The organism is Bradyrhizobium sp. CCBAU 51627 (genome assembly GCF_028128765.1).
Classification (GTDB): domain Bacteria; phylum Pseudomonadota; class Alphaproteobacteria; order Rhizobiales; family Xanthobacteraceae; genus Bradyrhizobium.
Window position 1 is genome coordinate 92,554 of the sequence record NZ_LBJG01000026.1, and the last position, 25,787, is coordinate 118,340.

Annotated in this window: 30 protein-coding genes; 12 read left to right on the forward strand and 18 right to left on the reverse strand. The window is 63.7% G+C overall.

From position 1 onward, the window contains the following. Positions 1-122: 122 nt before the first annotated feature. Both XH88_RS22970 and XH88_RS22975 read right to left on the reverse strand, forming a co-directional pair. Positions 123-521, reverse strand: a complete 399-nt coding sequence (locus XH88_RS22970; protein WP_271670565.1) for an META domain-containing protein — start codon at positions 519-521, stop codon at positions 123-125. A 138-nt stretch (positions 522-659) separates the two neighbouring features. After that, positions 660-2,324 (reverse strand): L-lactate permease, encoded by a 1,665-nt coding sequence (locus XH88_RS22975; RefSeq protein ID WP_271670566.1) that lies wholly within the window; start codon positions 2,322-2,324, stop codon positions 660-662. A gap of 314 nt (positions 2,325-2,638) precedes the next feature. Here XH88_RS22975 and XH88_RS22980 point away from each other — a divergent pair, with 314 nt between their 5' ends. Continuing rightward, the gene (locus XH88_RS22980) at positions 2,639-4,402 is read left to right on the forward strand and encodes an ABC transporter ATP-binding protein/permease (protein ID WP_271670567.1); all 1,764 of its coding nucleotides are present in this window, start codon (positions 2,639-2,641) and stop codon (positions 4,400-4,402) included. A gap of 247 nt (positions 4,403-4,649) precedes the next feature. On the opposite strand, the gene XH88_RS22985 is transcribed toward XH88_RS22980, so the two are convergent. From XH88_RS22985 to XH88_RS23000, 4 genes are all read right to left on the reverse strand, one after another. Next, complete coding sequence (locus XH88_RS22985; RefSeq protein ID WP_271670568.1) at positions 4,650-5,654, reverse strand: TorF family putative porin; 1,005 nt, start codon at positions 5,652-5,654, stop codon at positions 4,650-4,652. A gap of 407 nt (positions 5,655-6,061) precedes the next feature. Further along, positions 6,062-6,424 carry a histone gene (locus XH88_RS22990; protein ID WP_271670569.1) on the reverse strand — a complete coding sequence of 121 codons (363 nt, stop codon included), beginning with the start codon at positions 6,422-6,424 and terminating at the stop codon, positions 6,062-6,064. Between the two features lie 65 nt (positions 6,425-6,489). After that, complete coding sequence (glcF, locus tag XH88_RS22995) at positions 6,490-7,812, reverse strand: glycolate oxidase subunit GlcF (RefSeq protein ID WP_271670570.1); 1,323 nt, start codon at positions 7,810-7,812, stop codon at positions 6,490-6,492. Next, positions 7,809-9,047: an FAD-binding protein gene (locus XH88_RS23000; RefSeq protein ID WP_271670571.1), complete on the reverse strand. Its 1,239-nt coding sequence runs from the start codon at positions 9,045-9,047 to the stop codon at positions 7,809-7,811. Before XH88_RS23000 ends, glcF begins: the two co-directional genes overlap by 4 nt. 223 nt (positions 9,048-9,270) lie before the next feature. Here XH88_RS23000 and XH88_RS23005 point away from each other — a divergent pair, with 223 nt between their 5' ends. Continuing rightward, positions 9,271-9,609 (forward strand): putative quinol monooxygenase, encoded by a 339-nt coding sequence (locus XH88_RS23005; protein WP_271670572.1) that lies wholly within the window; start codon positions 9,271-9,273, stop codon positions 9,607-9,609. A gap of 59 nt (positions 9,610-9,668) precedes the next feature. Here XH88_RS23005 and XH88_RS23010 read toward each other — a convergent pair whose 3' ends face one another. Continuing rightward, positions 9,669-11,162 (reverse strand): FAD-linked oxidase C-terminal domain-containing protein, encoded by a 1,494-nt coding sequence (locus XH88_RS23010; RefSeq protein ID WP_271670573.1) that lies wholly within the window; start codon positions 11,160-11,162, stop codon positions 9,669-9,671. A gap of 230 nt (positions 11,163-11,392) precedes the next feature. Between XH88_RS23010 and cycA the strand changes: the two genes are divergently transcribed. After that, complete coding sequence (gene cycA, locus XH88_RS23015) at positions 11,393-11,788, forward strand: cytochrome c-550 CycA (protein WP_271670574.1); 396 nt, start codon at positions 11,393-11,395, stop codon at positions 11,786-11,788. 18 nt (positions 11,789-11,806) lie between these two features. Here cycA and XH88_RS23020 read toward each other — a convergent pair whose 3' ends face one another. Beyond that, positions 11,807-12,763 (reverse strand): alpha/beta fold hydrolase, encoded by a 957-nt coding sequence (locus tag XH88_RS23020; RefSeq protein ID WP_271670575.1) that lies wholly within the window; start codon positions 12,761-12,763, stop codon positions 11,807-11,809. A 329-nt stretch (positions 12,764-13,092) separates the two neighbouring features. On the opposite strand from XH88_RS23020, the gene XH88_RS23025 reads away from it, so the two are divergent. Further along, positions 13,093-13,275: a hypothetical protein gene (locus XH88_RS23025; RefSeq protein WP_092288717.1), complete on the forward strand. Its 183-nt coding sequence runs from the start codon at positions 13,093-13,095 to the stop codon at positions 13,273-13,275. On the opposite strand, the gene XH88_RS23030 is transcribed toward XH88_RS23025, so the two are convergent. The 3 genes from XH88_RS23030 to ykgO form a co-directional block, all read right to left on the reverse strand. Next, positions 13,272-13,532: a hypothetical protein gene (locus XH88_RS23030; RefSeq protein WP_271670576.1), complete on the reverse strand. Its 261-nt coding sequence runs from the start codon at positions 13,530-13,532 to the stop codon at positions 13,272-13,274. The two genes, XH88_RS23025 and XH88_RS23030, sit on opposite strands and share 4 nt — an antisense overlap. 125 nt (positions 13,533-13,657) lie before the next feature. Beyond that, positions 13,658-14,296, reverse strand: coding sequence for a tetratricopeptide repeat protein (locus XH88_RS23035; RefSeq protein WP_271670577.1), 639 nt, complete (start codon positions 14,294-14,296; stop codon positions 13,658-13,660). Positions 14,297-14,400: 104 nt separating this feature from the next. After that, a complete protein-coding gene (gene ykgO, locus XH88_RS23040; RefSeq protein ID WP_006611362.1) occupies positions 14,401-14,526 on the reverse strand; it encodes a type B 50S ribosomal protein L36 in 126 nt (41 codons plus the stop codon). A gap of 342 nt (positions 14,527-14,868) precedes the next feature. Here ykgO and XH88_RS23045 point away from each other — a divergent pair, with 342 nt between their 5' ends. Next, on the forward strand, positions 14,869-15,753 hold the full coding sequence (locus tag XH88_RS23045; protein ID WP_271670578.1) for an amidohydrolase family protein: 885 nt from the start codon (positions 14,869-14,871) through the stop codon (positions 15,751-15,753). A 52-nt stretch (positions 15,754-15,805) separates the two neighbouring features. Here XH88_RS23045 and XH88_RS23050 read toward each other — a convergent pair whose 3' ends face one another. Then, positions 15,806-16,153: a MerR family transcriptional regulator gene (locus XH88_RS23050; protein WP_271670579.1), complete on the reverse strand. Its 348-nt coding sequence runs from the start codon at positions 16,151-16,153 to the stop codon at positions 15,806-15,808. A gap of 84 nt (positions 16,154-16,237) precedes the next feature. Here XH88_RS23050 and XH88_RS23055 point away from each other — a divergent pair, with 84 nt between their 5' ends. Then, positions 16,238-17,248 (forward strand): zinc-dependent alcohol dehydrogenase family protein, encoded by a 1,011-nt coding sequence (locus XH88_RS23055; protein WP_271670580.1) that lies wholly within the window; start codon positions 16,238-16,240, stop codon positions 17,246-17,248. 113 nt (positions 17,249-17,361) lie between these two features. On the opposite strand, the gene XH88_RS23060 is transcribed toward XH88_RS23055, so the two are convergent. Beyond that, positions 17,362-18,096, reverse strand: a complete 735-nt coding sequence (locus XH88_RS23060; RefSeq protein WP_271670581.1) for an SDR family NAD(P)-dependent oxidoreductase — start codon at positions 18,094-18,096, stop codon at positions 17,362-17,364. An 85-nt stretch (positions 18,097-18,181) separates the two neighbouring features. Between XH88_RS23060 and XH88_RS23065 the strand changes: the two genes are divergently transcribed. Continuing rightward, positions 18,182-18,610 (forward strand): winged helix-turn-helix transcriptional regulator, encoded by a 429-nt coding sequence (locus XH88_RS23065; protein WP_271670582.1) that lies wholly within the window; start codon positions 18,182-18,184, stop codon positions 18,608-18,610. Positions 18,611-19,050: 440 nt separating this feature from the next. Here the strand turns inward: XH88_RS23065 and XH88_RS23070 are convergent, their stop codons facing one another. Together XH88_RS23070 and XH88_RS23075 are read right to left on the reverse strand one after the other, a co-directional pair. Then, a complete protein-coding gene (locus tag XH88_RS23070; protein WP_271670583.1) occupies positions 19,051-19,317 on the reverse strand; it encodes a hypothetical protein in 267 nt (88 codons plus the stop codon). A gap of 33 nt (positions 19,318-19,350) precedes the next feature. Beyond that, positions 19,351-19,803, reverse strand: a complete 453-nt coding sequence (locus XH88_RS23075) for a lipocalin-like domain-containing protein (protein ID WP_271670584.1) — start codon at positions 19,801-19,803, stop codon at positions 19,351-19,353. A gap of 270 nt (positions 19,804-20,073) precedes the next feature. Here XH88_RS23075 and XH88_RS23080 point away from each other — a divergent pair, with 270 nt between their 5' ends. Next, positions 20,074-20,805 carry a haloacid dehalogenase type II gene (locus XH88_RS23080; RefSeq protein ID WP_271670585.1) on the forward strand — a complete coding sequence of 244 codons (732 nt, stop codon included), beginning with the start codon at positions 20,074-20,076 and terminating at the stop codon, positions 20,803-20,805. A gap of 38 nt (positions 20,806-20,843) precedes the next feature. Further along, positions 20,844-21,311, forward strand: a complete 468-nt coding sequence (locus XH88_RS23085) for a YbaK/EbsC family protein (protein WP_271670586.1) — start codon at positions 20,844-20,846, stop codon at positions 21,309-21,311. A gap of 6 nt (positions 21,312-21,317) precedes the next feature. Here XH88_RS23085 and XH88_RS23090 read toward each other — a convergent pair whose 3' ends face one another. Next, on the reverse strand, positions 21,318-21,647 hold the full coding sequence (locus XH88_RS23090; RefSeq protein WP_271670587.1) for a hypothetical protein: 330 nt from the start codon (positions 21,645-21,647) through the stop codon (positions 21,318-21,320). Between the two features lie 284 nt (positions 21,648-21,931). Between XH88_RS23090 and XH88_RS23095 the strand changes: the two genes are divergently transcribed. Continuing rightward, positions 21,932-22,189: a hypothetical protein gene (locus XH88_RS23095; protein ID WP_271670588.1), complete on the forward strand. Its 258-nt coding sequence runs from the start codon at positions 21,932-21,934 to the stop codon at positions 22,187-22,189. A gap of 147 nt (positions 22,190-22,336) precedes the next feature. On the opposite strand, the gene XH88_RS23100 is transcribed toward XH88_RS23095, so the two are convergent. After that, positions 22,337-23,269 carry a LysR family transcriptional regulator gene (locus XH88_RS23100; protein ID WP_271670589.1) on the reverse strand — a complete coding sequence of 311 codons (933 nt, stop codon included), beginning with the start codon at positions 23,267-23,269 and terminating at the stop codon, positions 22,337-22,339. Between the two features lie 152 nt (positions 23,270-23,421). On the opposite strand from XH88_RS23100, the gene XH88_RS23105 reads away from it, so the two are divergent. Together XH88_RS23105 and wrbA are read left to right on the forward strand one after the other, a co-directional pair. Then, the gene (locus tag XH88_RS23105) at positions 23,422-24,120 is read left to right on the forward strand and encodes a pirin family protein (protein ID WP_271670590.1); all 699 of its coding nucleotides are present in this window, start codon (positions 23,422-23,424) and stop codon (positions 24,118-24,120) included. 110 nt (positions 24,121-24,230) lie between these two features. Next, positions 24,231-24,830, forward strand: coding sequence for an NAD(P)H:quinone oxidoreductase (gene wrbA, locus XH88_RS23110; RefSeq protein ID WP_271670591.1), 600 nt, complete (start codon positions 24,231-24,233; stop codon positions 24,828-24,830). 59 nt (positions 24,831-24,889) lie between these two features. On the opposite strand, the gene XH88_RS23115 is transcribed toward wrbA, so the two are convergent. After that, the gene (locus tag XH88_RS23115; protein WP_271670592.1) at positions 24,890-25,774 is read right to left on the reverse strand and encodes a protein-L-isoaspartate O-methyltransferase family protein; all 885 of its coding nucleotides are present in this window, start codon (positions 25,772-25,774) and stop codon (positions 24,890-24,892) included. Positions 25,775-25,787 lie beyond the last annotated feature (13 nt).

The following is a 25,787-nucleotide window of genomic DNA, read 5'->3' on the forward strand; positions in this document are numbered from 1 at the left end:
AGCGCGATAAGCGCTGCAGAGCCGGGGCCCAGAAAGCTGCGAGCGAGATCGTGGAGAGAGTCTGGGTCCCGGCTCAGCGGAGCGTCACTTCGTGCCGCACCGCGTCCGGGACACGAGAGGATCTAATTCCCGTTCTCGCGGAAACGCAACGTCTTCGGGCCGACCAGCGTGAGCATGTCGCCCTGGCGCTTCCAGGTCTCGACAGCGGCGAGCGCTGCGACGAGATCGTCGTCGGCCTGGGCCTTGGCGGGCGGACAGGAACGATCCTGAATTGGGCCGGGGACGAAAATCACGGTGTTGCCGGCAACGGAGAACTGGCCCTTGCCACCCTTGCACCAGAGCTCGAGCACGACCTCGCCATGGTCGCCGATCTCGAGGTTCGGGATCCGCTTCGAGCCGGGCTGCGGCACGGCTTCCAGCGTCATCTCGGTGCCGAAGGGAAAGCCTTCTTCCGCAGGTGCAACGGCGGACATCACGAGCAACGCGGCCGCGGCACATACCATCTTCTTCAGCGACACCATCAGACCTCTCGAGCATTCCGATTTGCCGGGTCTTCTATAAGACGGCAAGGCCTTTGAGAAGGTTCGTCGGTGCAGGAGACCAAAATCCCCGCGGGGACGATCCCGCGGGGATTTGCTGTCGAAGCCCGGTGCCGCCTGCTACTTCAGGACGAGCGCCGTGAACGGATAGACATAGGCCTGCAACGTCACGAGCAGACCGACAAGACAGGCGAGCACGATCGAGTGCCAGAACACGAAGCGCAGGATACTGCCTTCGTGGCCGACCCAGTTGGTCGCGGTGGAGGCGACCACGATCGACTGCGCGTCGATCATCTTGCCCATCACACCGCCGGACGAGTTCGCCGCGCCCATCAGGATCGGCGACAGGCCGAGCTGCTGGGAGGTGATCTTCTGGAGATTGCCGAACAGGATGTTCGAGGATGTATCCGATCCGGTCAGTGCCACGCCCAACCAGCCGAGCAGCGTGCCGAAGAAGGGATAGAGCACGCCGGTTGCGGCAAAGGCGAGACCGAGCGTCGCGTCGACGCCGGACAGCCGCGTCAGCGTGCCGATCGCGAGCATCGCCGAGATCGTGATCAGCGAGATCGCGCAGAGCCGGATGGTGCGGCCATACTCGGCCACGAGTTTGCCGGGACCGACGCCCATCAGCAGGCCGGAGATGATCGCCGCAATCAGCATGCCCGTGCCGGTGAACGACAGATAGGTGAAGCTGAACACGGCCGCTTCCTTTGTCGGCCCTGGCGCGACCGGAGGCATCTTGTTGATCATCTGGTGCAGCTCGGGAACGGCATAGTTCCAGGTGAAGATCGAATTCGCCCACGTCTTGAAGGCGCCGTTACCCCAGATCAGCATCACGATGCAGACGATGATCCACGGCAGAAGCGCACTGAACAGCTCGCCTTGCGTCAAGGGCGTCTTGTCGAGCGGTTTTGCGGCCGCCATGGTGGCCGCCGATTCATCGTGGCCGCGCAGCGCCGGCGAGAGCCAGAGCTGCTTCGGCTGCCAGACCCTGAGGAACAGGATCAGCGCGCCCATCGAGATGAGCGATGCGCCGATGTCGACGATCCAGGGATTGATGTAATTCGAGATCACGAATTGCGGGATCGCGAACGACACGCCGGTGACGAGGACGGCCGGCCAGACGTCCTTCATTCCTCGCCAGCCGGCGAATGCCCACACCACCCAGAACGGCACGATCAGCGAGAAGAACGGCAATTGCCGGCCGACCATTGCACCCAGGATATAGGGATCGAGCCCGGTGACCGAGGCAAGGCCCTGGATCGGCGTGCCCAGCGCGCCATAGGCGACGGGTGCGGTGTTGGCGATCAGCGAGAGCCCCGAGGCCGCCAGTGGCGAGAAGCCGAGCCCGATCAGCACGGCACCGGTGATCGCGACCGGCGTGCCGAAGCCCGAGGCGCCTTCGAAGAAGGCACCGAACGAGAAAGCCACCAGCAACAATTGCAGCCGCCGATCTTCCGTCACGCTACCGATCGCACGCTTGAGCAGCTCGAATTTCCCGCATCCGACCGTCACCTGGTAGAGGAAGATGACGTTGAGAACGATCCAGCCGATCGGGAAGAAGCCGGTCACGATGCCGAGGATCGAGGCACGAATCGACATGTTCGCCGGCATGGTGAACACGAAGATCGTGATCAGGTTGGTCACGATCATGGCGATGACGGCTGCAATGTGAGCCTGAACGCGCCCACTCGCGATCAGGACCAGCAGCGTGACGACGGGCACTGCCGCCGCGATCGTCGACAGCACGGGGCTATGCAACGGATCATAGATTTGATTCCACATGGTCTTCCTCCCCCACGCATGTGTGCGACAGGCGGCCCGCGTGGACAGCCGATCCTGCTTGACGCTGAAGCGATAACCCCCGAAGGGGATGCGAATTCCTCGCGGATGCAGCGGTTCCCGGCCGCTCACAAGCTCGCGAAATCCCGAAGGCCCCCACCCCGCGCCGTTGAGGCCCATGCTAGGGTTGCAAGCCGCGACAAGCCAACGCAAATTGCATCACGTGCGACTTTAGTCCAAGCGCGCTCATTTCCGCCCTTGCCTCAACGGCTTGGCTTGAGAGATTTGCGCACAGCCCCTGCAGGAGATCCCGCTCTGTGAAGAACATCCGCGCCACATTGGCGATCGTCTGGCGAATCGCCGGCCCGTATTTCCGATCGGAAGACAAATGGGCCGGTCGCGGCCTGCTCGCCGTCGTCGTGGCGATGGAGCTGGCGCTCGTCGCCATCAATGTGCTGCTCAATCAGTGGCAGAACCGGTTCTACAGTGCACTCCAGGCCTACGATCTGAACGAGTTCGTGATGCAGGTCTGGATCTTCCTCGGCCTTGCCTTCACCTACGTCGCGATAGCCGTTTACAAGCTTTATCTGAACCAGTGGCTGCAGATCCGCTGGCGGCGCTGGTTGACGCAACACTATCTCGGCGAATGGCTCGACGGCGCCACGCATTACCGCATGCAGCTGAAGGGCGATGCGGCCGACAACCCTGACCAGCGTCTTACCGAGGACGTCACGAACTTCGTCGAGCAAACGCTGGTCCTCGGCCTCGGCCTGCTGTCGTCGATCGTGACGCTGGCGTCGTTCATCGTCATCCTCTGGGGCCTGTCCAACAAGGCGCCGCTGCACATTTACGGCACCGACATCGTCATCCCGGGTTTTCTGGTCTGGTGCGCGCTGGCCTACGCGCTCCTGGGCACGGCACTGACGCACTGGATCGGTGCGCCGCTCATCAATCTTTATTTCGAGAAGCAGCGCTACGAGGCGGACTTCCGCTTCAACCTGATCCGCGTGCGCGAGAATTCCGAGCAGATTGCACTGTTGAAGGGAGAGCGCGCGGAGCGAGGCCATCTTCTGCAGCGCTTCGGCTCCGTCATCGGCAACTGGTATGCGATCATGAGCCGGACCAAGCGCCTCACCGCCTTCACGGCGAGCTACGGTCAGGCTGCAACGATCTTTCCCTACGTGGTGGTGGCGCCCGCCTACTTTGCCAAGAGCATCCAGCTCGGCGACATGATGCAGACCGGTTCGGCCTTTGGCCAGGTGCAGGATGCGCTGTCCTTTTTCGTCTCGTTCTATCGATCGATCGCGGAATGGCGTGCGATCGTCGCGCGCCTCGACGGCTTCGAAATGTCGGTCGCGACCGCGGCAAACCTGCCGGCGCATGAGGCGACGATCGAGCTCAAAGCGGCAGGCGGCAGCCGCAATATCGGCCTGGAAAAGCTCTGTGTGTATCTCCCCAACGGCACGCCGCTGGTCGCCGCCGACGGCTTCGCCATCCAGGCGCCGGAGCGCGTGCTCGTGACCGGCCCGTCCGGCTCCGGCAAGTCGACGCTGTTCCGGGCCATCGCCGGCATCTGGCCGTTCGGGACCGGCAGCATCGTCGTCCCCGCGCAGGCGAAGCTGATGATGCTACCGCAACGCCCCTATTTCCCGGTCGGTGCGCTGGGTGATGCCGTGATCTATCCCGCACCACCCGGCGCATTCCAGGCAAGCCAGATCCGGGATGCGGTGATCTCAGTTGGCCTGCCCGATCTCGCCGAACGGCTCGGCGAGGACGGCCATTGGAACCGGATGCTGTCGCTCGGCGAACAGCAACGACTGGGGCTCGCCCGCGCGCTGTTGCATGCACCGGACTATCTCTTCCTCGACGAGGCCACCGCCTCGCTCGACGAATTGTCCGAGGCGAGGCTCTACCGGCTGCTGGCCGAGAGGCTGCAGCAGGCCACCATCGTCTCGATCGGGCACCGCTCGACGCTCGATGCCTTCCACACCCGCAAGGTGGCGATGGCGGAGTACGGCAAGATCCATGTCCTCGACAATGGCGGCGCACGGGCCGAGCCGGAGGCGAGTGCGGCCCGCTGAGGCGCGAGCGGGGAACGCGCGGCTCGGAACGGTCGTCCCCCGGATTCGGCATGCCCGGGCTCGTCCCTGGCATCCACGTCTTTCGAGCCTCGGGATGCGCGTGGATGGCCGGGCCAAGCCCGGCCATGACGACGTGGGACCACCTCGCACGACCCGACGCCTAATTTAGCGTGGAAGCGAAGCCGCCCCCCAAAACAAAAGGGCGGCAGATTGCCCTGCCGCCCCCGTCAGTCGTCTCGGAAGTAACTTACTTCAGGTTGCTCATCGCCGTCAGGTCGAAGGACAGCTTGGCGATACCTGCCGCGCCGCACCAGTTGGAGCCGGCGCCACCCGGATTGATCGGGGTGACGTTGGTGGTGCCGGTGGCGTTGAAGGCGCTGGTGAAGGCGTTGCAATCACCCTTGTTCAGGTCGGTGTCGGAGTAACGCAGATCCAGCGTGAACACCTTATAGGTGAAGCCGACGCCGATGTTCCAGGTGTTGTAGTCCTTGTAGGGAATGCCGTTGGCGAAGACGGTGCCCGCACCGGTGCCGTAGAAGGCATCCGAGGTGCCGAACCACTGCCGGCCGAACTCACCCGACACATACATGCCGACGCCCGAAGCGCCGAACGTCGTGCTCGGCGCGATCCACTTCGCGGTCAGCGAGGAGTAGTTGCCCCACGCACCCGAGTTCAGGAAGTTCGGCGAGTAATACTCGTTCACGCCGACGGACCAATTGTCGTTGATGGTGTAGTTCAGTTTGCCGTAGACTTCGAAGAAGCTGACGTCCTTCTTCATGACGTTGCCGTCGGCAAGGAAGATGGTCGTGGTGCTGACGGGGCAGACGCCGCCGCCGGGAATGCCGCCGGTAAGCACGTTGTCGGCGCAGCTTCCGCCCGGATACAGGTAGCCCCAGACGCCGATATCGAAGGCGAAGGCGCCGAAGGTCGGGCGGATACCGCCGTAGACGTCGACTTCGGCTGCAGCGCGGTTGGCGAAGGAGATGCTCTCAGCGGACACGCCGGCGTACAGCTGGAGGTCCTTGTTGATGTTGTAGCGCGGCTCGAAATAGGCAGCGACCGACGGCTTGTGGTTGGACTGGGTCACGCCGCGGAAGATGTAGTCGTTCATGATCGCGCCGCCGAAGGCGACATCCCAGGGATCAAATGCGGGCGCCGGCGGAGCCTTCAAGGCCTTCAACGGCATGTCCGCCGCAAACGCCGAACCCGTCACCATTGCCAGCGCCGTTGCCAACAAAGTCACTTTTTTCATTTCGATCCCCATCACCAATTTTAGACCCCGGTCGAGCTCCGGAAGCCCCCCGGGGCCGCCCGACCTGATTGCAAACTCTGTAACTCGGCCAATCTGGATGGAGGGACGTAAACGGAGAAGCAAAAAACACGAGCATCTGCCGCCTTTTTGGGCGTTCTGACGATTCCACAAAAGGTTGTCGGCCGGTGTTGCTTCTCGATCACATTATTTTCACGCCAAAGTGCACTGAGGCCCCAGGATACTACGTGGGCCTGGGACCGCGTGGCACCCGCGCCACGAATCAGCGGACTAAGTCATCGGGGCGGCGATGCAAAAAGGCCGCAGCATCACTGCTACGGCCTTCTGCTGTCGATCGTGATGGGGATAAACCGGCCTTTGGCCTAAGCGTAGGACCCAATCCCTTGGGCCTAACCTTGCCCCTCGGCCGGCGTCGCTTCCGCAGAAGACGAAGGCATCGCCCAGCTCGTCTCGGCGGCGGGCTCCGGTGCCGGCGCCACGGGGGCCGCTGGTTTCGGCGCGGGAGCTGCCTTCGCCTTCTTCGGCGCTGCTTTCTTGGCGGCCTTTTTCGGCGCCGCCTTCACGGCCTTCTTGGCCGCAGCCTTCTTTGCTGACTTCTTGGCAGCTTTCTTCGGCGCGGCCTTCTTGGCAGATTTCTTCGCCGACTTCTTCGCCGACTTCTTGGCTGCCTTCTTCTTCGTCGCCTTCTTCGCTGCTACGACCTTCTTGGCCTTTTTGGCCTTCTTGCTTTTCTTCTTGCTCGCTTTCGCCATCGTGGTCCTCCTGTTGCCGCCGAACAATGGTCGATCGGGCTTTTCAGCCGTCACCGGACGAAAGCTCAGCGCGACGGATTCAATGCCGGCCGCGACCCGCCCGTAGCCCAATCGAGAAGCTCAATCGTGTGTACGACCGGAACTGACGTGCCACTGGCAATCTGCACCATGCAGCCGATATTGCCCGCGGCAATCATGTCCGGCTTGACGCTCGCGATGTTGGCGACCTTGCGATCGCGCAACCGGCCCGCAAGCTCGGGCTGGAGAATGTTGTATGTCCCCGCCGAACCGCAACACAAATGGCTCTCGGGCACATCTTTCACCACGAATCCATTCTTGGAAAGCAATTCTTTCGGAAGGCCCGTGATTTTCTGTCCGTGCTGCAACGAACACGCGGAGTGATAGGCGATGACGACATCGCCCTGTTGCGTGCTCGGCGCGAGGGCAAGACCGGCGACATATTCGGTGACGTCCTTCGCGAGCGCGGACACCTTCGCCGCATCGGCCGCGAATGCGGCGTCCTCGCGCAGCAGGTAGCCATAGTCCTTGATCACGGTGCCGCAGCCGGAGGTCGTCACCAGGATGGCGTCGAGCCCCTCGCCGGCGGCCTCCTTCAGCCACGCTGTGACGTTGGCGCGCGCCCGCGCCAGCGCATCATCGTCGTGACCGAGATGATGGGTGAGCGCGCCGCAGCATTGCTCGTCTTTGACCAGGACGACCTCGATGCCATGCCGGGTGAGAAGATTGATGGCCGCCTGGTTGATGCGCGGGGCCAGCACCTGCTGGGCGCAGCCCTGGAGCAGCGCGACGCGGCCGCGCTTCTTGCCGAGCGCGGCGAATACGCTGCCCGGGAGGGCACCCGGCGTCGGCAGCCGGCCAGGTGCCAGCGCCAGCATCGCCTTGAGGCGCTGGATCAGTCCTGGGGTGGCTGAGGGCCGCGGGGTCGGCAGGAAGACGGCGAGCGGCCGGGCCAGCTGCGCCAGCCGCATGCTCAGGCGAAACCATCGGGGGTCTGGCAGCACGAAGGCGAGCACCCGGCGCAGCAGCCGTTCGGCGAGCGGACGCTGGTAGCGCTGCTCGATCCTGACCCGCGCCTGATCGACGAGGTGCATGTAGTTCACCCCCGACGGGCAGGTGGTCATACAGGCGAGGCACGACAGGCAGCGGTCGACGTGCTTGACCACCTGGGATGTCGGCGCCTGGTCCTTTTCCAGCATCTCCTTGATCAGATAGATGCGGCCGCGCGGGCTATCGAGCTCGTCGCCGAGCAGGACATAGGTCGGGCAGGTCGCGGTGCAGAAGCCGCAATGGACACAGGCGCGCAGGATCTTGTCGGCCTCGGCGATGTCGGGGTCGGCGAGCTGTGCGAGTGAGAATTCGGTCTTCATGCCCGAGCGCTCCGCGTCAGCCGTCCCCGGTTCAGAATGGATTTCGGATCGAAACTGGTGCGGACCCGTTCGCTCAGGGCAGCAACACCTGGTGCTTGCGGATGGAAGACATCGACTTCGCGCCTGACGTCCTCGTCCGCCCGGATCAGCGTGGCATGCCCGCCGAAGGCATTGGTCCGCTGGCGAACGGCCGGGGCATGCGCATCGCCCTTCCGCGGCAGTGCCGCCCAGATCAGGCCGCCGCCCCAATCGTAGATGATGTCGCCACCGGTCTCGCGCGCCAATTGCGTCCCGAGCGCAGCGCCTGAGGCCGGCGGGCAGACGATGCGCCATACCGGCCAGGCCCCGAGCGCAGCGCTGGCCGCGAAAGGCAATACGTCGCGAATGGTGGCCCACAGCGCGGACGACGCGGCATCCCCGATGACAACAGCGGTTCCGAACGGGGCCAGCAATTCGCGCAAGGAGCCGGCGCGGTGACTGGCAGATGCGATGATGCCCTCGAGCCGCAGCACGGTCAGTGCCTCGCCCTGGCCGGCGATATCGCCAAGTCCTTCGGTCCTGGCACGGAAAGCCGATTTCGGCAGATGCGCCGCGGCGGAGACGTCGAAGGGCGAGCCGAGCGCCGCTGTCATCGCCTTGTTGGCGGCAGCATCATCTAATCCGCGCAGCAACAGCGTCCGCTCCGCCTCCGGCTTCGGCATCACCTTCAGCGTCACCTCGGTCATGACTGACAGCGTGCCCCAAGACCCTGCCAGCAGCTTGCAGAGATCGTAGCCCGTGACGTTCTTGACCACCTTGCCGCCGGTCTTGAAGCTGTCGCCAAAGCCGGAAACGGCATGCGCCCCCAGCAGATGATCGCGTGCCCCGCCCGCCCTGATCCGCCGCGGGCCGGCGAGGCCGGAAGCGATCATACCGCCGATGGTGCCCGACACGGACGTGCCAAGCAGTGGCGCGGTGTTGACGGGCTCGAAGGCGAATTGCTGGTTCTTGGCATCGATCAGGGACAGCACGTCGGCCAGCGGCGCGCCGGCCTGGAGCGTGACAATCAGCTCGTTGGGCTCATAGGAGGTGACGGCATTCAGCGCGGAGACGTCGAGCACCGCGTTGGTCACCATCGCATGCCCGATGCTGCGCTTGCTGCCATGACCGATGATCTCGAGCGGCTGCTCGTTGGCAATCGCCGCGCGCACCACCTCTTCGACGTCCTTGGCGTCTCTGACCCTGAGCGTATCCACGAGAAAAGGCGGTAGCGAAATTCCCGTCGGAAATCAATTCGCGCGGAGCTTTGACGCCCTCATTCCAAAGGAGGTGCACGCATCTTGCGGTGGCTGATCCGGCGAGCGCGCGCGGCGATCCTGCACGGCTCGTTCGGCACAGTCGTGCTTCGATCGCCATCGAATCATTCCCATTCAAACTTCGTTATTGATCGAACTGTTCCCTCTCTAACGGAGTTCCCTCATGAACGAGCAGGCAGTGAACCAGCAAGCCATCCATCAGGCGGTCAGCGGCGGTGGTCTTCTGGTCGTGGCGCAATGGGAAGCGAAGGCCGAGCAAGCCGACCGCGTTGCCGAGATCCTCCGCGGCTTCCTGCCACAGGCTCAAAGCGAACCCGGCGTGAAGCTGTTCCTGATCAGCCGCGCCAAGGACAATCCGGCCCAGTTCCTGTTCTACGAATTATTCCGCGACGAGGCGGCTTTCCAGGCGCATCAGGAGAGCGCGCATTTCAAGAGCCACATCGCCGGGCAGGCACTGCCGCTGCTGGCGAGACGCGAGCGGGCGCAATACGCGCTCATGTGAAGGAAAATGCTGGCTCGCCCTCTCCTACAAGACAAGGGTGGGACGGGTCAGCCCTGGCTTCAAAACCGCGGAATATCCGGAAATGCCAGCTTGCCCGCGTGCACGTGCATGCGGCCGAGCTCGGCGCAACGGTGCAGGGTCGGAAACACTTTTCCGGGATTGAGGAGGCCCTGCGAGTCGAACGCGCATTTCAGCCGCTGCTGCTGGTTGAGATCGATCTCGGTGAACATGTCGGGCATCAGGTCGCGCTTCTCGATGCCGACGCCGTGCTCGCCGGTGAGCACGCCGCCGAACTCGACGCAGGCGCGGAGGATATCGGCGCCGAAAGCTTCCGCGCGCTCGATCTCGCCGGGCTTGTTGGCATCGTAGAGGATCAGCGGGTGCAGATTGCCATCGCCGGCGTGGAACACGTTGGCGCATCCGAGTTGGTATTTCTCCGAGAGCTCGCGGATGCGCGCCAGCGCCTTCGGCAGCGCGCCGCGGGGGATGGTGCCGTCCATGCAGAGATAGTCGGGCGAGATGCGGCCCACGGCGGGGAATGCAGCCTTGCGTCCGGCCCAGAACAGGTTGCGCTCGGCCTCGGAGCTCGAGATCTGGCAGGTGGTCGAGCCGCAGCCGTTGGCGATGGCCTCGACGCGACTGATCAGTTCGTCGACCTCGATCTTGGGACCATCGAGCTCGATGATGAGCAGCGCTTCGACGTCGAGCGGATAGCCGGCGTGGACGAAGGCTTCGGCGGCGTGGATCGCCGGCTTGTCCATCATCTCCATGCCGCCCGGAATGATGCCGGCGCCGATGATGCGCGCCACGCATTCGCCGGCGGCCTCGACCTCGGCGAAGCCGACCATCAGCGCGCGCGCCGTCTCCGGCTTTTGCAGGATGCGCACCGTGATCTCGGTGATGACGCCGAGCAGGCCTTCCGAGCCGGTGATGACGCCCATGAGGTCATAGCCCGCGTTCTCGGCCGATTTGCCGCCGATGCGCAGGATCTCGCCGCTCATCAGCACGATCTCGCAACCGAGCACGTTGTTGGTGGTCATGCCGTATTTCAGGCAATGCACGCCGCCGGAATTTTCCGCGACATTGCCGCCGATCGAGCAGGCGATTTGCGAGGACGGATCGGGCGCGTAGTAGAAGCCGGCGTGGGCGACCGCCTGGCTGATGGCGAGATTGGTGACGCCGGGCTCGGTGACGACGACGCGATTGTCGAAATCGATTTCGCGGATGCGCTTGAACTTGCCGAGGCCGAGCAGCACGCCGTCTTCGAGCGGCAGCGCGCCGCCCGACAGCGAGGTGCCGGAGCCGCGCGGCACCACCTTGATGCCGTGGGCGGCACAATATTTCAGGACGAGCGAAATCTGCTCGGTCGTGTCGGGCAATACCACGACCATCGGCGGCTGCCGATAGGCGGTCAGCCCGTCGGATTCGTAGGCGCGCATCTCGGCCGGCGTATCGATCACGCCCTCGCCGGGCACGATTGCGCGCAATGCAGCGACGATCTCCGCGCGGCGCGCAAGCACCGCCTGGTCGCTCGCAGGCATCATGATGGCCATATCAAAAAACTTTCGTCCGGCATTGGAATTTGTTCCGCCAAATCAACCATGTCTCCCGGCGTTTGGGTAGGGTCGTCCGAAGGTCGCATTGCTTTGTTGCAGCGCAAGTTCTCTCTGGGGCAAGTCTGTTATCAGGAAACCTGTCACAGTTTCGCGGCTTGTCCACTTGCACCGGACCTGCCAAAACGACGATCCACCATCTGACCCCGGGAAGAGACGAAGAGCATCCTATGACAAAACTGACTTTCGGCGCGCTGGTTGCCCTTGCCATGACTGCCGCAGCATCCAGTGCGATGGCGCAGGACGCCGCAGCCGGCAAGACGTCGTTCAACAAGTGCCTGGCCTGCCATGCGATCGGCGAAGGCGCCAAGAACAAGGTCGGGCCCGAGCTCAACGGTCTCGACGGCCGCAAGTCCGGCACCGCGCCGGACTACAACTATTCCGAGGCCAACAAAAACTCCGGCATCACCTGGAACGAGGCTCAGTTCAAGGAATACATCAAGGACCCGAAGGCCAAGGTCCCCGGCACCAAGATGGCGTTCGCCGGCATCAAGAACGAGACCGAGATCAACAATCTCTGGGCCTATGTGTCGCAGTTCGACAAGGACGGAAAAATCAAGAAGTAAGCGCCCAAGAGGCGGCCGCTAATCGGCGGCCGCCCGCGCGGGGGCGATGTGACCGATCATCGCCTCGATCTCCGCCTTCACGAGGTCCGGCACCGCGTTCTGCACCATGTGGCCGAGATCGGGCAGCACGATCAACTTTGCATCCGGCACCGTTGCGGCAAACGGGCGCGCGTGGATGTCGGTCTTCACCGTCTTGTCGGGCTCGCCGGCGATGATCGTGACAGGCAATCTGATCTCGCCATAGCGGGCCGCCTGGGCGGCCACCGACGCCTTCAGCGTCACCAGATCATAGGCATTGGCGATGAATTCGCGCGGACGCAGCAACAGCGGCGTCGCCGAGTCCTTGACGAAACCATCCGGCATCGTCTGCGGCAGGAAGACATTCCGCGCACCGGATTCCGTGACGAAATAGCCCAGCGGCAGCGTGATGGTGTAGGCGAGCAGCGGACCGATCACCGGCATTGCAATGATCTCGTTATAGCGGCCGACGCCGCCGCGCCAGGGATGGGTCACCGGCGCCAGCATCACGAGACCGGCGACGCGGCTCGCGTGGTCGAGCGCCAGCCGCGCACCGAGCGCACCGCTCCAGGAATGCACGACGAAGACCGCGCGATCGATCCCGAGTTTGCTCAGCGCCGCATCGATCATCCGCGCCTGGATGGCCGGCGTCGAATCCTGCCGAAGTGCGCGCGTGCTCCAGCCGTGGCCGGGACGGTCGATCAGGATGACGCGATGCCGCTTGGCCAGGAGGTCGCCGAGCGGACGTCGCATCACTTCGAGGTTTGAGCTTGCGCCGTGCAGCATCACGATCGGCGTGCCCGCCTCGCGCGGGCCGATGTCGACGACGTGCAGCGTCGCACCATCGACCTCGATCATCCGGCCTTGCGGCGGAAAGGCGCGTTGTAAGGCAACAACGCCGGCCTGTGTGACCAGCGCCAGCAGCACCAGCGCCGTCACGGCTGAGAGCACGATCATGGAGAAAGTCCGGGCGATCCAGAGCACATCGCGGTTACGGGTGACGCGGGCGGCAGTTTCGCGCGGGGCAGTTCGGCGCTTCCACAGGAAATGCCACCCCCTGTGGATATGTGCACAATCGAGAACGAAAAAACCCAACGGAATCAACGGAACCAATTGACGCGCACAAGCTTCGGACCAGCTTCATGCAGTCGTCATCGCGCTGTCCATATAATCGCCACGGTCGGTTCGGCCATTTAGACGCGGATAGGCGCCGATCCCTCCTCGCAACCTGAAAAATGCGGGAAAGACCGGCAGGATTGTCCTGGTTTGAACCGGAGGATTTTTCGATGCGCTTCAGATCGAATGACACCGCGATCGATGAGATCGTCGCAAGCTGCAACGGCGATTTGCGCGGGGCCGTGCGGGCACTGCTTCTGATCAATGAGCACCTCGAGAGCGAGCTCGCAAAGGCTTACGCTGCGGCGGCCGATCGCGGTCTCGCCGAACGCGGCACCAGCGTGCTGCACTAGCCCGCGCCGTCCTCGGCCTTTTCCTCGTCGGGCGTGGGCGCGGGGCAGGCACGGATGGTCGAGCGGGCCAGCTTGGCGTCGGCCTTGGACTTGTAGGGACCGTCGCCGAACCAGATGTCGCCGTTGATGACGGGATTGCGGGTCACGATGGTGCATTTGCCGGTGGCGCGATTGCCGACCACCCAGAACAATCCGTCGGCGAGGCTCATCGTCCCCGACGCCAACAGCAAGCTGCAAGCAAACATCAAGCGCTTCATGGCTTTCGCTCCTGCCCTGCAGGTAGACCCGCGGCCGCGCCGGCAATAGCCCTCGCGGCAAAGCGCTTCCGATCGTGGTTAACCGGCGTGCGCCGCGACCGCTCAAGCAATAATCGATTTATCGGCTAGATATCGCGGCCTTCGACCTTCTCGGTCAGGGCCTTCACCTGATCGGGAATCTTCTCGAGGTGCGGATTGACGGCGAGCGCCTTGCGATAGGCCTCGAGGGCACGCTTCTCGTCACCGACATCCTGCATGATCATGCCGAGCCCCGCGAGCGCGCCGAAATGACGGGGCTCCCGGATCAGCACTTCGCGGATGTCGGCGAGCGCGTGGGCATAATCGTTCTGCATGTAATAGAGCGTGGCGCGCCGGTTCCAGGCTTCGATGTAGTCGGGCCTGAGCTTGATGACGGCGTCCAATAGCTTGATCGCGACGTCGATCTTCTGCGCATCGACCGCCGCCTTGGCCCGCGCCATCAAAAGCGCCGCGGTGTCGCTCGGGGTCTGGAGCCAGATCGCCCAGATCCGCGCCTCGACATGCTTGGCGCTGGCCTCGTCAGGAGCGGCCTTGAGCGCGCCGAACAGGAAATCGAGGTTCTTGGTGCGGTCGGCCTTGGGCAGCTTGGCCGGCGCCTCCGGCAGCTTCTTCTGCTGCTTCGCCGGCGGGGCCGGATGATCCTGCGCCAGCGCCGGCGTGAGGCCGCTCGTGCCGAGCACCAGGGCCAGGAACAACACGCGTGCGATCGAGAATCTCACCGTCATGTTGAAAGTCTAAACGCGCAAAGCCGCCCTTGCAAAGCAAAGGCGGCGTCAAACTCGTGTGAGCCGTGGTCTTGCGGGGCGCGCAGGCGACCGCGAGGGCAATATCAGCCTTGGCGAGCCTTGAAGCGGCGCTGCACCTTGTTGATCACGTAGACCCGGCCCTTGCGGCGGACCAGGCGGTTGGCGCGATGGCGACCGCGCAGCGACTTCAGCGAGTTACGGACCTTCATGGCAGAATCCTGAACGTTCGAAAGGCCGTGTTCGGCACTACCGTTTCGGCACGCGCGAATGTGGCAAAATGAGATCTTTCCCGCTGGCGGACCGTCCGCCCGGGACGGGGGTTCTTAAGGCATGGCGGGAGGTGATGTCAAATGTTAACTGCCCGCTTCCCTCAAGGCAAAATCGTGAAAACAACCCCATGCACAGTAGATCAGGCCGGATCGGCCCGATCCAGCGCGTTCGAGGCCAAGCCTCGCAAAGGCTTATCCGGGCTTCCGGTTTGGGCGCCAGCAATGCCTTGCCAAATTCGTTATATCCTATAATCAATTCGGCAACCCGTCGGGAGGACACCCATGCCGAAGCTGAAGCTGCCTGATATCGACAAAGTCGTCGCCATCGACATCCACACCCACGCCGAGGAACCCTGCGGCTGCCATCCCGACGACGGCTATGACGACTTCCAGGCGCAGATGGCGGAGTACTTCAAGTCGCCCAACAAGCATCCGCCGACCGTGCCGGAGACCGCGGCCTATTATCGCGCCAAGAACATCGCCGCGGTGATCTTCCCCGTCGATGCCGAGCGCGAGACGGGCTTCCGCCGCTACAACAACTACGAGATGATCGAGGCCGCCTCCGATCATCTCGACGTCCTCATCCCCTTCGCCTCGATCGACCCGCACAAGGGCAAGTTAGGGGCGCGCGAGGCCCGCAAGCTGATCGAGGAATACGGCGTGCGCGGCTTCAAATTCCACCCGACCATGCAGGGCTTCTACGCCAACGACCGCATGGCCTATCCGCTCTATGAGGAGATCAACAATGGCGGCGCCATCGCGCTGTTCCACACCGGCCAGACCGGCGTCGGCTCGGGCATGCCCGGCGGCATGGGCATGCGGCTGAAATATTCCAACCCGATGTACATGGACGACGTCGCGGCCGACTTCCCCGACCTCAAGATCATCCTCGCCCACCCCTCCTTCCCCTGGCAGGAAGAGGCGCTGTCAGTCGCGACCCACAAGCCGAACGTCTATATCGACCTCTCCGGCTGGTCGCCGAAGTACTTCCCGCCGATCCTGGTGCGCTACATCAACTCGATCCTGCAGGACAAGATGCTGTTCGGCTCGGACTGGCCTGTGATCACACCTGACCGCTGGCTGTCGGATTTTTCCAAGATCGACATCCGCGACGAGATCCGGCCGAAGGTGCTGAAGGCCAACGCGCGGAAGATTCTGGGGATCTAAGAGAGGCCAGCGACCAGCGCTGATGTCGGCCCATCTGCGGACGTCAGCACGATCAGTTCACGCTTGCCAGATAGCCGGTCAGGATCGTCCGGCTCTGGCTGAGCGTCTCGATGCGCTCGTCTATCAGGCCAACCTGCTCGGTGAGTATTTTTCGCAGCGCATTGCACGGCGTGAAGGTCGGATCATTGTCGCGCACGCAGGGCAGCAATTGCTGGATCGTCTGGAGCGTCATCCCGGCCGCGCCGAGCATCTTGATCCGCCGTACGGTTTCCTCTTCGGCCGGGCCATAGTCGCGATAGCCGCTATCGGTGCGCTGCGGCGCAAGCAGTCCTTCGCCTTCGTAATAACGCAGCATTCGAACGCTGACTCCCGTCCTGCGGGAGAGCTCGCCTATTTTCATCTGGAAACCTCTTGACCCTCACAGCGCTGTCAGACCTTACAGACTCTGCTCATCCAGGTGAATGCCGCTTGAGAGGGAGCAACCATGAAAGCCTACCATTTGAACAGCCATGCCGGAGCCGCCCGCCTCGAACCCGTCGAGGTCGGCAGACCCGAACCCGGCGAAGGCGAGGTTCGCATCCGCGTCGAAGCGACCAGCTTGAACTACCGCGACCTGATCACCCTCGACCGCGCAGGACAAAGCGGTCTCAACGGCCGCGTGCCGCTCTCCGACGGCGCGGGAATCGTTGACGCCATCGGCTCCAATGTCGCGCAATGGCACATTGGGGACCGTGTCGTCGCGTCGTTCTTTCGCGATTGGGTCTCGGGGCCTTTCAAGTCCAGCTACGTTTCGTCATCCCTCGGCGGCAACACGACCGATGGAATGCTCACGGAGTATATCGTGCTGCCGGCCACGGCGCTCGTCGCCGTGCCGGCGCATCTGTCTCTGGTCGAGGCGGCAACCTTGCCCTGCGCGGCTGTCACAGCCTGGCACGGCCTGGTCGCGCGCGGCGGGATGCGCAGGGGCGACACGCTGCTGGTCCAGGGAACAGGCGGCGTCGCGCTGTTCGGCTTGCAATTTGCGGCTGCGCTGGGCGCGCGCGCGATCGTCATCTCCTCCTCGGATGAAAAGCTCGCCCGTGCCAAGGCGCTGGGCGGCTCGATCCTGATCAACTATCGCGACACGCCCGACTGGGATGTCGCCCTGATGAAGGCGACGGACGGGAAAGGCGCCAGCCACATTCTCGAACTCGGCGGCCCCGGCACCTATGACCGGTCGCTGCGTTGCGTCGCGTCGGGCGGCAAGATCGTTCAGATTGGCGTCCTGACGGGGTTCGGCCCGAAACCGGACCTCGCCCGTCTGCAATGGGAGAATGCCGACATCATCGGAGTCACCGTCGGATCGGTCGAACATTTCACTGCGATGAGCAGCTTCCTGACTGAGCAGGCGATCCACCCGATCGTCGACAGAATCTATGGCTTCGAGGACGTCCCTGACGCCTATGCTCGCCTGCGGAGTGGCGCACACTTCGGCAAGGTCGTCGTGACGCTTTAGAAGCGGACAGCTTTGCACCGAAACCCTGGTGCGCATGTCCGTGGGATCGCGATCGCCTCGCCAGTCGTCAGGAGGGCTTCGGTCGAATGACCGAAGCCCCCTTGCGCAAGAACTTACACCTGCGCGAGGCCGCCGTCGACGAACACCTCGCCGCCGGTCATGTAGCTGCTGTCCGAGGACGCCAGGAACGCCGCCACAGCTCCTGTCTCGGCCGGATCGCCCACGCGGCCGATGGGCGTCGCGCTGCCGAGCGCGTCGAAGGCTTCCTTGCCGACGACCTCCAGTGCCAACTCGGTCCTGGTCGGCCCCGGTGACAGCACGTTGACGCGGATGCCGGTGCCGCGCAGGTCCTGCGCCCAGCTGCGGGCCAGATTGCGGATCGCGGCCTTGGTGGCGCTGTAGATGCTGAACTGCGGCGTCCCCATCACCCCCGTGCTCGAACCGGTCAGGATGATCGACGCGCCCGGCTTCATCAGCGGCAACGCCTTCTGCACCGTGAACACCACTCCCTTCACGTTGACGTCGAAGATGTGGTCGTAGTGCTCGACCGTGATCTCGCCAAGCGGGGCAAACAATCCGGTGCCGGCATTGGCAAACAGAATGTCGAGCCCGCCGCGTTCAGCCTTCACTGCTGCGTACAGCCGGTCGAGATCGGACAGATCCGTCACCGAGCCCCTGATGGCGCGCGCCGAGGATCCGAGCTGCGCGACGGCCGTATCGAGCGGCTCCTGCCTGCGCCCGAACAGGTAGACGAACGCGCCCTCCTCCACGAAGCGTTTCGCCGCGCCGAGTCCGACGCCGGTTCCGCCGCCGGTCACCACTGCCGTCTTGCCTTGTAGCCTGCTCATGATGTGCTCCTTCACTGAGGTTGCACTGAGCTGGCGGCGTACCCACCTATCGGCAAGTATGCACCTTTTGGTAAGTGCCGAAAAAATGTCAGAACCGACGTCTTCGCCGTCTTCACCTCCCGTCCAGAGTTGCACGCAGACCTTGCCCGGCTTCACCTGCGGCCTCGACGCAACGCTGCGAGTCATCTCCGGCAAGTGGAAGCCGCTGATCCTGTACTTCGTCGCCCAGGGCGGACCGACTCGTTACGGCGAGCTGCGTCGCTCCATGCGCGATGTCAGTGACAAGATGCTGATCCAGCAGCTCAAGGAGTTGGAGGCCGACGGTCTCGTGAAGCGAACCGACTACAAGGAGGTGCCGCCGCGGGTGGACTATAGCCTCACCCCTCTGGGCCACAGCCTCGCCCAGGCTCTCGTGCCGCTCTGCTCATGGGGCACCGAGCACATGGCGGAGGTCAGCCAGGTCTTCGCCGAGCGCGCGACTTGGCCGCGGCGAGGACGTCAGCCGACTGGGTAGCTCCCGCTGCTGCGAGGTCTGCTCCGTCCCTTTGATAGAGTTGCCGTGTCGCGTGGTCCCGGCTCGGCGCAGCAGCGTTTCACGCTGCAGCGCGTCCGGGACACGAGAAGTGTGCGGTCGCGCAACACACTCCGTCGTTGCGAGCGCGATGTACAAATCGACCGAATCAATGGCGGGGCCTAACGCTCGTAAGGGCTTGGACGGAACGAGGAGCTCCCCAGCGAGCTGCCGTTCCGCCTTCTGGACTGCGGCGATCTGCGATTGAAGAGGGGAGACGCCTGGAACGGCGTCCGTTGCGCCATCGGCTTTTGTCTCGCGCAGACGAATTGATCGCCAACGTTCAGGATCAGAGCATCATCCGCTATGCCGAAGTTCGATAGTTGCCCGCTCGGAAAGTCCGATAAGGGCGGCGGTGTCCTCATAGTGGAAGTCAGCCAGATCTACGATCGGGATTCTCGTATCCGCCACCTCACTCCGCAGGCAATGAGCCAGGCCAGAGCAAGGGGAAGGATCACGATCCCCGCGATCGCCCCCCAATGGACCACGAGGAAGACAGTAGCGCCTGCACATGTAGGGTCAGCCGTGAAGGCGCAATAGAGCTTCCAGGCCGCGAGCCAGGTTTCGTTCCAGGATGCGAGCAGACCACTCACGATCACCCAAATCACTGACGCCAACAGGCCGAGACGTTGCCAGCGTTTGATTTTCATGTCCTCGTTCCCTGGCGCCGCTTGACGGCCGGATCACTTCGCTCGTGTCCAGATCACATCGACGACATCTCCCGCCGGCGGACGAACCGTCAGCGTCAGCTGGTCTCCTGCGATCGCCACAAAGCGCTTCTGTTCGGTGCCATTCCAGTTTGGAAAAGAGCTGCCTTCAACCCGGATCGCGACGCTGCTGTCTGCCTCGTTTGCTGAATACGTTCCGAAGTAGGTTATCGTGCCGTCAGCGGTTTCCTTGTTCTCCTCAGCTGTGCCCTGCCACAGGGTATTGCTCGCGTATTTGGCTCGATCTGAACGCATCACCGTGATGATGTATCGCCCACCCGCATCAAAGATTGCGATTCCCTTCGGGGCGGCTCCATGGCGCTGCAGCTTTGTGCCGTCACCTTTCTTCTGCTCCCACGAGAGCAGCGTCCAGGTACCGACCAATTGATCCTTTAACGATTGCTGTTGACCAAGGGCGTCGATTGTCATGATCAATGATCCAGAAGCCGCAAAGGCGCACGCGGCGAAAATTGCTCGCAATTGGACTATCCCACGAGAACGAATGTTTGCGTCTGCCGGGCACCCAGAGGCTACCACGCAAGGGCGCGAGGGGTAAGATGAGGTCGGGATGTCGCGCCGGGTCACAAGCCGCCGATCACGCTTGGAGTGGCAGACGTCCGCTATGCTTTGGTAAGCTGACGATTATTCGCACTCCCCAACCCGAGTTCTTGTGGCCCCAACCGCCCGAAAGGACAACCAATGAGCCTCAAAGCCGTCGTCTTCGACGCCTACGGGACGCTTTACGACATCCAGTCGGTCGCTGACATCACCGAGGATGCGTTTCCGGGCTATGGCGAGATCATCACGCAGGTCTGGCGGATCAAGCAGCTCGAATACACCTGGCTGCGTTCGCTGATGCGGCGCTACCAGGATTTCGCGGCAGTCACGCGCGACTCGCTGACCTATACGTTGCGCGTGCTCGGGCTTGCTTACGAGAAAGAGGCCTTCGAGCGTGTGATCGAGAAATATCTGCATCTCGATCTCTATCCCGATGCGACCGCAGCGCTTGTCGCACTGAAGCCGCGACAGCTCGCCATCCTGTCCAATGGCAGCCCGGAGATGCTGAATGCGCTCGTGCGCAACACCGGGCTCGACCGCCTGCTCGACGCCACCATCAGCGTCGATGCCAAGAAGATGTTCAAGCCGAGCCCGGCGGCCTATGAGCTGATCGGCGAGGTGCTCGGCACCGCGCCTGACGAGGTGCTGTTCGTGTCGTCAAATCCCTGGGACGTGGCGGGAGCAAAGTCGTTCGGGCTGAACGTCGCCTGGATCGAGCGGGTGACGCCGGAAGCCATGGCGCTGGCTTGCGTCGAGACCGAACTCGTGGCACCGCTCACCATGTTCAAGGCGATCCGCACCCAGATGGACGAGCTCGGCTTCACGCCGGACCACCGCGTCCGTTCGCTGTCCGAGTTGCCAGGGATCGTTTAGAGATCGCCCGCCCGCAAGTCTGGAATGAGCTGACTGGAATGAGCCTGGAATCCGTTCGCGCCTTCTTCGCCGAGAAAGCCTCCGATATCACCGTCATCGAATCCCCGATCAGCTCCGCCACCGTGACGCTGGCTGCCGAAGCCTATGGGGTCGAGCCGGGACGGATCGCCAAGACGCTGAGCTTGCGAATCGGCGAGCGCGTGATCCTGATCGTTGCCGCCGGCACATCGCGGATGGACAACAAGAAGGTGAAAGCGCAGTTCGGCGGCAAGCCGAAGATGCTGGGACTGGAAGAGGTCGCCGACATCACGGGCCACGAGGTCGGCGGCGTCTGTCCGTTCGGACTGAAGGCGCCGCTGCCGGTGTATTGCGACGTCTCGCTGAAGGCCTTCGACGTCGTGGTGCCGGCCGCAGGCTCGACCCACAGTGCCGTGCGCATCACGCCGGAACGAATGGCTGAGCTGACGGCGGCTGAATGGGTCGATGTTTGCGAGCACAAGCCCTAGACGAGGCTAATCATCCTCATCATAGGGCCGCGGTGGCGCATGGTTGTAGCGCGGCGCCGGCGCAACGCGATTGCGCGGAACCTGCTGTTGCGGCGGCATCTGGTTGTTGGACTGGAACACCGCACGGCAGCCGCTCGAGAGCTGCGGCGTGTTCTGTTGTAAGCAGGCTGTGATGCGGCCGACGTCCGGGATTTGATCGCTGCACAACCGCCACACATCCGGCGTGCAAGCCATCTGCTGCTCCATGGTGCCACGATATTCTTCGGCGGCGGCGCTCTGCGCGACGATGCCGCCGATCGCAAGCGCCACACCCAGCGCAATCCGCTCTGTTCGCATTGTCCTGATCCTTCCCGATGTCCCTCGGATTCTCGTCAATCAATGAGACGCGGGGAGGTTCGGAACCAACAAAAAAATGTGAAACTCGAACTGGAACCTATTCCAATCGACCGATCTTCCCGACCGCCGCAATCAGCCGCGCTGATGACGATGGGCCCTGAAGTCGGAGAAGGCCCGGCGCGGCGGCGATCGGCAAGACCAAGCCGTTTACGAAGCGTTAGCCATGTTCGCCCCGCTCCGGAACGCATCCCTGCACCCTCCGTTGCCCTATCAAGGAGTGCGCCATGGGAAAACTCGCGACCATCGATACCGCCCTGGACGAGATGCTGGTGAACCTGGCTGCGATTGTCCTGCGGCTTTCAAAGCCCGAAATGACGCGAACGCCGGAAGCGCGGCGGGCCCTGACGCAATCCGTCCATCAATACGCGGTGTGTGCCGCGCGCTCGACGGACCCGCGCGTGCATGAGTTGAAGTCCCAACTGCAGCAGACACTGAAGCCGAGCTTGCGCATTGTCGCGATCGATGGCGTGAAGGTGTCGTAGTCTCGCCGCAAGCGAGCTGCCACAGGATCGGCAAGGACGTGGGCACGCTCTGCTTGACCACCCTACAAGGCTTTGCACGGTGGATAGACCAGCGAGATCTCGTAGGGTGGGCAAAGGCGCGCCTTTTGCGCCGTGCCCGCCAAAGATCTAAGCTTTTATGTTCCCGCGTGGCCGCCGCTTGCAGGTGCCTGGCAGCTTCGCGGCCAGAAAATCGCCGAGGGCTTCGACGCGCGCGGGGCGCGGGCCGCCGGGCGGAGTGACGAGATGCACGGCGCCCTCGGCCTGCTTCCAGTCCTTCAGGATCACTTCGACTGCACCGGACGAAATCGCGTCGCCGACGATGAACTCGGGCAGTTCGGCGATGCCGAGGCCCGCTATCAGCGAGGGCATCACGGCTTCGCCGTTGTTGACCCGAAGCTGGCCGCCGGGACGAACGCTCGCCTGCTCGCCGGCTGAGTTAGTGTAGTGCCAGACGTTCGGCGTCGAGAGATAGGCGTAGCTGAAGCACTTGTGCTGGGCGAGATGCATCGGATGCGTCGGCCGGCCGTATTTCTTCAAGTAAGACGGCGCCGCCACGGTGAAGCGCGGCATGGTGAAGAGCCGCCGCGCGATCAGCGAGGAATCCGGCAGCCGCGCGATCCGCACCGCCATGTCAAAGCCTTCGCCGATGAGATCGACGCTCGCATCGCTCAGGTGCAGATCGACGGAGACCTCCGGATAGGTTTCGAAAAACTCCGGCAGCAGTGGCGCCACCGCCTTGATTCCGAACGTCATGGGCACCGCGAGCCGCACCAGGCCGCGCGGCGCCACCGATTGCGCCAGTGCTTCGTTCTCGGCCGCCTCGCCGTCGGCGAGCAGGCGCGTCGCGCGGTCGGCGAGCTTGTGGCCGGCGTCGGTCAGCGCCAGCCGGCGCGAGGTGCGGTTGAACAGCCGGGCACCGAGCCGCTCCTCCAGCCGGGTCACGGCCTTGGAGACCGTCGCCTTGGACATGGTGAGCTCGCTCGCAGCCCCCGCAAACGACCGTAGCTCCACGACCTTTGCGAAAATCGCGAGCGCTTCGAAATCGGGGAGTTTGGCCATGGTTGGTGTCCAATCAAGATATTTTTGGAAACAATGTGTTTCAACGGTTTCTATTTCTATACCACAGGCGGAGGCCTATCCAAGGGTCATCAGGAATTCGACGGCGGGTTTGGCGCTTAGCGCAACCGCATCCAAACCAAGGAAACATCTTCATGATCGAACTCAGACCTTTCAGCAAACTCGGCGGCGCAGATCACGGCTGGCTCAAGGCCAAGCATCATTTCTCCTTCGCCAGCTATTATGACCCGAACAACATGGGCCATGGCGCCTTGCGGGTGTGGAACGACGACGAGATCGCGCCGAACACCGGCTTTCCCGCCCATCCCCACGCCAACATGGAGATCATCACCTATGTGCGCGAGGGCGCGATCACCCATCAGGACAGCCTGGGCAACGAGGGCCGCACTGAAGCGGGCGACGTGCAGGTGATGAGTGCCGGCAGCGGCATCCGCCACTCCGAGTACAATCTCGAGCCGACCAAGACGCGGATCTTCCAGATCTGGATCGAACCCACCGCGCGCGGAGGACAGCCGACCTGGGGATCAAAGCCGTTCCCGAAGGCGAACCGCTCCGGCAAGCTCGTCACCATCGCGAGCGGTATCGCAGGCGACACCGACGCGCTGCCGATCCGTGCCGATGCGCGGGTGCTCGCGACCACGCTGAAGGCCGGTGAAAGCGCGGAGTACGAGCCGCAGAAGGCGCGGCACCTTTACCTCGTGCCCGCGGCCGGCGCGGTCGAGGTCAACGGCGTGCGCGTCAACGCCCGCGACGGCGCGGCGATCCGTAACGAGGACCGGCTGAAGATCACTGCGCTCGCGGATTCCGAGCTCGTGCTCGTCGACGCCGCGTGAACACTCTCTCCGTCATGGCCGGGCAAAAGCGCGAAGACGCGCTTCGCGCTTTTGCCCGGACATGACGATCCCAAAAACGAACCTTCACTGATCATCAAACGGAGATCACCATGACCAAAGTTCTCGTTCTTTATTATTCAGCCTATGGCCACATCGAGGCGATGGCGAACGCCTTCGCCGAAGGCGCGCGCGAAGCCGGCGCCACCGTCGACATCAAGCGCGTGCCGGAGCTGGTGCCGGCCGAGGTCGCCAAAGCCTCCCATTACAAGGTCGATCAGGCCGCACCCGTCGCCAAGGTCGAGGACCTCGCCAACTACGATGCGATCATCGTCGGCACCGGCACCCGCTTCGGCCGCATGGCCTCGCAGATGGCGAACTTCCTGGATCAGGCCGGCGGGCTCTGGGCCAAGGGCGCGCTGCACGGCAAGGTCGGCGGCGCCTTCACGTCGAGCGCAACCCAGCATGGCGGCCAGGAGACGACGCTGTTCTCGATCATCACCAACCTCCTCCATTTCGGCATGGTGATCGTCGGCATGAATTACGGCTTTGCCGGCCAGATGAAGCTCGACGAGGTCACCGGCGGCGCGCCCTACGGCGCCACCACGATCACCGGCGGCGACGGCAGCCGCCAGCCCAGCGCCAACGAGCTCGCCGGCGCGCGCTATCAGGGACGAGTGATCGCCGAGACCGCGAAAAAGCTGCACGGCTGAACTTCACGACCCGCTGCGACGCGGGCGGCGTTCCCCGGCGAGAACGCCGCCTGTGGCACCTAGGTTCGTGCGACGTCGGCGTGCGGCTGACTGCCGACCGCCGGCGCGGCAGCGGGCGTCGTTGACAACCACCAGCCGTCGCCGGCAAACCAGCAGGTGTCGTCGGGTGTGCCCCCTCGCTGCAGCGACTGCACGCGCTCCCATCCCTTGGCGAACGCCTCGGCCAATCGCCGGGCGATATCTGAATCCTGAAGCCCCGCACAACCGATGAACTGGGCCCGGCTGAGAAATTTGGCCGGCCAGGCCGTTCCCTGCTCCGGCCGCGTGATCATCAACATGCCGCCGAGCATGCCCTCGGGCGCCAGCGGAAACACCAGCCGGCCGCCGGGCCGCAAGGCCTCCAGCCATTCGCTCGCCGGCTGCGCCGCGCCCGCGCAGACATAGATCACGTCGACATCGGGCAGATCGGATGCGATGCCCGAGCGCTCGCGCAGCTCGACCGTGGCGATGTCTTTCAAATTCTCACGCGCAAGCCCCGCCAGGCGTTCGTCGATCTCGTAGGCATAGACGCGGCCATCGGGTCCGACGAGTTCGGCGAGGATGGCGGTGTAATAGCCGGTGCCGGCGCCGATCTGGAGCACGGTCTCGCCCTCCCTGACGCCGCAGCCGCTGAGCCAGTAAGCGTGCGCGCCGGGTATGCCGATGTTGATGCCCCGCGCCGGATCCAGCGCCAGCAGCACATTCTGATAGAGGAAGGCGGGATCGTCATCGGGCGTCGCGACATAGGGGTGCCCTCCCAGCGCGATCGACCACGGCCCGGGCCCGGCGAAGGGTTCGCGCCGGACGGTGCGAAAGGCCTGCTCGAGGCGGGGGTCCGTGGCTTTGGCCGCGGCGCAGATCAACTGCGCATAGAACGTACGAAGTTTTTCCGAGCGATGGTCCATGTCGCCTCCTGGC

What these genes read in the sequence shown, in the direction of transcription:
- XH88_RS23035 (WP_271670577.1), bottom strand. Translation starts at nt 14,296, where the DNA reads ATGACGGTGAGATTCTCGATCGCACGCGTGTTGTTCCTGGCCCTGGTG.
- XH88_RS23020 (WP_271670575.1), bottom strand. Translation starts at nt 12,763, where the DNA reads ATGATCGTGCTCTCAGCCGTGACGGCGCTGGTGCTGCTGGCGCTGGTC.
- XH88_RS22985 (WP_271670568.1), bottom strand. Translation starts at nt 5,654, where the DNA reads ATGAAAAAAGTGACTTTGTTGGCAACGGCGCTGGCAATGGTGACGGGT.
- XH88_RS23085 (WP_271670586.1), top strand. Translation starts at nt 20,844, where the DNA reads ATGAGCCTGGAATCCGTTCGCGCCTTCTTCGCCGAGAAAGCCTCCGAT.
- XH88_RS23030 (WP_271670576.1), bottom strand. Translation starts at nt 13,532, where the DNA reads ATGAAGCGCTTGATGTTTGCTTGCAGCTTGCTGTTGGCGTCGGGGACG.
- XH88_RS22970 (WP_271670565.1), bottom strand. Translation starts at nt 521, where the DNA reads ATGGTGTCGCTGAAGAAGATGGTATGTGCCGCGGCCGCGTTGCTCGTG.
- XH88_RS23060 (WP_271670581.1), bottom strand. Translation starts at nt 18,096, where the DNA reads ATGAGCAGGCTACAAGGCAAGACGGCAGTGGTGACCGGCGGCGGAACC.
- XH88_RS23045 (WP_271670578.1), top strand. Translation starts at nt 14,869, where the DNA reads ATGCCGAAGCTGAAGCTGCCTGATATCGACAAAGTCGTCGCCATCGAC.
- XH88_RS22990 (WP_271670569.1), bottom strand. Translation starts at nt 6,424, where the DNA reads ATGGCGAAAGCGAGCAAGAAGAAAAGCAAGAAGGCCAAAAAGGCCAAG.
- XH88_RS23075 (WP_271670584.1), bottom strand. Translation starts at nt 19,803, where the DNA reads ATGACAATCGACGCCCTTGGTCAACAGCAATCGTTAAAGGATCAATTG.
- cycA (WP_271670574.1), top strand. Translation starts at nt 11,393, where the DNA reads ATGACAAAACTGACTTTCGGCGCGCTGGTTGCCCTTGCCATGACTGCC.
- XH88_RS23070 (WP_271670583.1), bottom strand. Translation starts at nt 19,317, where the DNA reads ATGAAAATCAAACGCTGGCAACGTCTCGGCCTGTTGGCGTCAGTGATT.
- wrbA (WP_271670591.1), top strand. Translation starts at nt 24,231, where the DNA reads ATGACCAAAGTTCTCGTTCTTTATTATTCAGCCTATGGCCACATCGAG.
- XH88_RS23095 (WP_271670588.1), top strand. Translation starts at nt 21,932, where the DNA reads ATGGGAAAACTCGCGACCATCGATACCGCCCTGGACGAGATGCTGGTG.
- XH88_RS23065 (WP_271670582.1), top strand. Translation starts at nt 18,182, where the DNA reads ATGTCAGAACCGACGTCTTCGCCGTCTTCACCTCCCGTCCAGAGTTGC.
- XH88_RS23010 (WP_271670573.1), bottom strand. Translation starts at nt 11,162, where the DNA reads ATGGCCATCATGATGCCTGCGAGCGACCAGGCGGTGCTTGCGCGCCGC.
- XH88_RS22975 (WP_271670566.1), bottom strand. Translation starts at nt 2,324, where the DNA reads ATGTGGAATCAAATCTATGATCCGTTGCATAGCCCCGTGCTGTCGACG.
- glcF (WP_271670570.1), bottom strand. Translation starts at nt 7,812, where the DNA reads ATGAAGACCGAATTCTCACTCGCACAGCTCGCCGACCCCGACATCGCC.
- XH88_RS23105 (WP_271670590.1), top strand. Translation starts at nt 23,422, where the DNA reads ATGATCGAACTCAGACCTTTCAGCAAACTCGGCGGCGCAGATCACGGC.
- XH88_RS23025 (WP_092288717.1), top strand. Translation starts at nt 13,093, where the DNA reads ATGCGCTTCAGATCGAATGACACCGCGATCGATGAGATCGTCGCAAGC.
- XH88_RS23050 (WP_271670579.1), bottom strand. Translation starts at nt 16,153, where the DNA reads ATGAAAATAGGCGAGCTCTCCCGCAGGACGGGAGTCAGCGTTCGAATG.
- ykgO (WP_006611362.1), bottom strand. Translation starts at nt 14,526, where the DNA reads ATGAAGGTCCGTAACTCGCTGAAGTCGCTGCGCGGTCGCCATCGCGCC.
- XH88_RS23055 (WP_271670580.1), top strand. Translation starts at nt 16,238, where the DNA reads ATGAAAGCCTACCATTTGAACAGCCATGCCGGAGCCGCCCGCCTCGAA.
- XH88_RS23080 (WP_271670585.1), top strand. Translation starts at nt 20,074, where the DNA reads ATGAGCCTCAAAGCCGTCGTCTTCGACGCCTACGGGACGCTTTACGAC.
- XH88_RS23115 (WP_271670592.1), bottom strand. Translation starts at nt 25,774, where the DNA reads ATGGACCATCGCTCGGAAAAACTTCGTACGTTCTATGCGCAGTTGATC.
- XH88_RS23100 (WP_271670589.1), bottom strand. Translation starts at nt 23,269, where the DNA reads ATGGCCAAACTCCCCGATTTCGAAGCGCTCGCGATTTTCGCAAAGGTC.
- XH88_RS23090 (WP_271670587.1), bottom strand. Translation starts at nt 21,647, where the DNA reads ATGCGAACAGAGCGGATTGCGCTGGGTGTGGCGCTTGCGATCGGCGGC.
- XH88_RS23005 (WP_271670572.1), top strand. Translation starts at nt 9,271, where the DNA reads ATGAACGAGCAGGCAGTGAACCAGCAAGCCATCCATCAGGCGGTCAGC.